Below are 2,431 nucleotides of genomic sequence, written 5' to 3'. Positions count from 1 at the left end.
ACTACTGAACTGCGCGTATCGCGGTGCAAAACTGTAACCGCATAGATCCAGTAAGGCGAAGTTAACATGATTGACACCGTGTGTATCTGTCGAGAGTACGTCAGGTTTGATTTCACTGCTGTTGGATTGTAACAGGTCATAAATATAGTGTGATTCGTGCTCGTTGGAACCGATGATCCGAGCATTGAGGGCGCTGTGGTTGGCCACCAGTGTCATGGCCGTGATCCCTTTGTTGGTGCCGAAATACTTAGAGGAGTACCGGGTTTTAAAGGTTTCCAGATGGGTTTCGAATTTCTGACCATCCGCACTGGCATGCAGCTGGTCCTCCTGAATATGGTAGTGGCGGAAGATGGGTAGCGCTGCAACCGCATTATTGATCACGTCGCTGGCGTCATGCAGCGTTTCAGGCCGGATATAGTTGGCCTGCACCGTACTCAGGTGTTCATAGCTTCGATCGGAGATCTGCGCCATGCCATACACACCACGGTGAGTGGCGTTGGCAATCAGAATGGCCAGTAAATCATCCTGATGAGTGAACCCTTGTTTTTGTATCGGAAGTACATGAGTCAGACATTTCATGAACCCGGTTTCGCGCTCTACATACCGCAGTACATCCGCGATACCGACCGGTTGCATTCGCTTAAAAAAGGGATTGTTGACCAGAGATGTAGCGCTTTTGGTCGGCAGACGCCAGCGGGTACCGGTACGATTTTTCATGATCACATTTCGATTGTCTCCCTCATCAATATGGAGAGCAACGTCTTTGAGTGCACTTTCCAGCCGGTGTTGTTTCTCCTGTAACAATAACTCTGCGGGCTGTTTTAGTCTGTCCAGTGTTGATGAGGCCAGCAAGGTATCCTGCGATGTCTGGGGGATCAGGTCGTCTTCCAGTGCGCGGTATTTGGTAACATTTGGCAAATAAATGCGTCCATTCAGTCGTGAGGTTAACTGCCGGTAGAGCAGCCATTCGTAACGTTGCGGGTTAACGTTATCCTGTTTAACCAACCATGGGAGGTGCTTTTTCGGGATGAGCGACGTATCCATCGTCTTCAGTGGTCCACCGAATGCGATTTCCGTCTGCATCTGTTGAAGTTGGGCGACGACGGCTTCTGAGCCTTTACCGGCCTCACATTCAAGGCACAAGAACACCTGCCTTAACAGTTGCTCCAGGAGATTGCATTGTTCATCGTAATGTTGCCACTGGTACTCTTCCACGGTCCGTTTCTGTTTTTTCAGGTAAAGGCAGAGGGTCTGGATATCCCTGTCATTCATGACCTTCAATGCCTGTTGTCTGACTACTGAGAAGGGTTGATTATCATCAATGTTCTCATCCACAAACAGATGCAGTAACTCTGCCGCTTTCGTGACATTGTCCGCGGCTGACTGCCAGGACAGGAACACTGCTTGTTGTGCAAAGGTGTTGGCAGCTTCTTGTTGCTTGCGGATATGGTAAATGAACCCATCAGTTAACCGTTCCAGTGCCAGTTGTATCCGCTCTGTCAGGTGACATAGCAACCATAGATGCTGCTGTGCGCGTTTGAATCGTTTGAGTTTACTACCGTAATAGTTGATGAGCTCACCGAAGTGTTGTCGATTTTTAAGAGACAGATTAAGCCCATCGATAACGCCATTGATTTGCGTGCGCCATGGCGCTAACTGATGATAAAGGGCAAGCTCTTTTTTAAGTTCAGGTACGGTCAGACTTTTTGCACCGCCTCTGAGCTGGTTCAGGCTTAGTCCGTCATCAATGGCTGTTATGCTGTCCAGAAAGACGTGAAGTTCAGGACTGGTGAGTTGATTAAGTTGGTGCGCCAGGTCTTTTCTGACCTGCTGCATCGCTCTGCTTATCAGTCTCTGGAGTACGGTGTACCTAGGGATAGCAATGCTGTGACTGGTTAGGAATTCAATAGCAGTATCAAAGAGGTAACGCGGCTCCAGCCAGGCATTGCCCACCTGAACAAGGTGGTCGAAAAGAGAATTGAAGTGCTGACTTTCGTCCCATTTGTGATAACCAGCAAGGTCTAATACTTTTGCGTAGAGTCGATCTTTTTGTTTTTGTGAGGGAGTGAATGGTCTGAGCCCCTTGCCGCCAAGCAGCTCTTTACTGATGAACATTAAATCCTTAGAAACCTGCGAGTAAGCGATATCTAGGATGACGGGCTTTGATTTGAAGTATCCCAAAATCGCGACAAAGTAACATCTATGAGCTCTGAGACGAATTGACCGAAAAACTGCCAATTCCGCATCGTTCAGAGAAAAGTACAGACGTTGTTCTTCGATTGAAAAAATGGGTGGGGAATAAAGATCTGCCTGTTCTGCTCTCGTGAGAATAGTAATTTCGTTTTTGATGGCCATATCAGGGCTGTTCCGTATTAAATGTACGATATTTACCTAATTTGCCACACTTATAAGTAGTAACCCACCTCCGCAG

1 protein-coding gene is annotated in these 2,431 nt (G+C 47.8%); it reads right to left on the bottom strand.

From position 1 onward, the window contains the following. A partial coding sequence (locus JKP77_RS21995; protein WP_218313317.1) for a Tn3-like element ISShfr9 family transposase occupies positions 1-2,355 on the bottom strand: 2,355 nt, incomplete at its 3' end. Positions 2,356-2,431 lie beyond the last annotated feature (76 nt).

Origin of the sequence: Alteromonas antoniana (assembly GCF_019249295.1) — a bacterium.
GTDB lineage: Bacteria > Pseudomonadota > Gammaproteobacteria > Enterobacterales > Alteromonadaceae > Alteromonas > Alteromonas antoniana.
Note: the sequence above shows the minus strand (reverse complement) of the source record. Positions and strands in the feature narration are given on the sequence as shown.